The sequence below is a fragment of the Salipiger sp. HF18 genome (genome assembly GCF_011806505.1).
GTDB classification, from domain to species: Bacteria; Pseudomonadota; Alphaproteobacteria; order Rhodobacterales; family Rhodobacteraceae; genus Salipiger; species Salipiger thiooxidans.
The window spans coordinates 1-729 of the sequence record NZ_JAATOS010000931.1 but is presented as its reverse complement, the minus strand read 5'-3'; the positions used below and the strand labels follow the sequence as shown (position 1 = coordinate 729).

Here is a 729-nt window from a genome sequence, read left to right as displayed (position 1 = left end):
CGAGCTGCTCTCGGACCACGCACCGACCGCGCCCTACATCGCCAAGGTCATGGATGACATGGAGGAAAAGGCGCCCGGCGGCTGGGCCTGCTGGGCGTTCTCGAACCATGACGTGGTACGCCACATCACCCGCTGGGGCGTGCCCGAGGAGGCGGCGCGGCTCTACATGACGCTGATGATGTGCCTGCGCGGCTCGGCCTGCATCTACCAGGGCGAGGAACTGGCGCTGCCCGAGGCGGTGCTGAGCTTCGAGGATCTGCAGGACCCCTACGGCAAGCGCTTCTGGCCGGCCTTCAAGGGCCGCGACGGCGCCCGCACGCCGATGGTCTGGGAGCCGGACGAGATCAACGGCGGGTTCAGCACCAACATGCACCCGTGGCTGCCGGTGAGCCATGATCACCTGAGCCGCACCGTCGCGGACCAGGAAAAGGACCCGCTGGCGATCCTGCACCACTATCGCCGCGCCATCGCCTTCCGCCACGCCCACGAGGCGCTGCGCAAGGGCGAGATCAGCCACGTGGAATGCGAGGGCACGGTGCTCAAGTTCCGCCGCTGCCTCGGGCGCGAGGAGATCTTCTGCGCCTTCAACATCGGCGAGGAGCCGGTCACCGTGGCCGCGCCCCGCGGCCGCTGGCAGCAGATCGGGGCGGAACTGGGCTCGGCCGGGCCGGCGCCCGACGGCAAGCTGCATTTCGGTCGCTGGCAGCCGGTGCTGGCGCAGAAGATGTA

The 729-nt window shown here is 69.3% G+C and carries 1 protein-coding gene; it reads left to right on the top strand.

Annotated features, from left to right (window positions below; all coding sequences use genetic code 11):
- Window positions 1-729: alpha-amylase family glycosyl hydrolase (locus HC022_RS28070; protein ID WP_167454547.1), on the top strand; the 729-nt coding region annotated here is incomplete at both ends.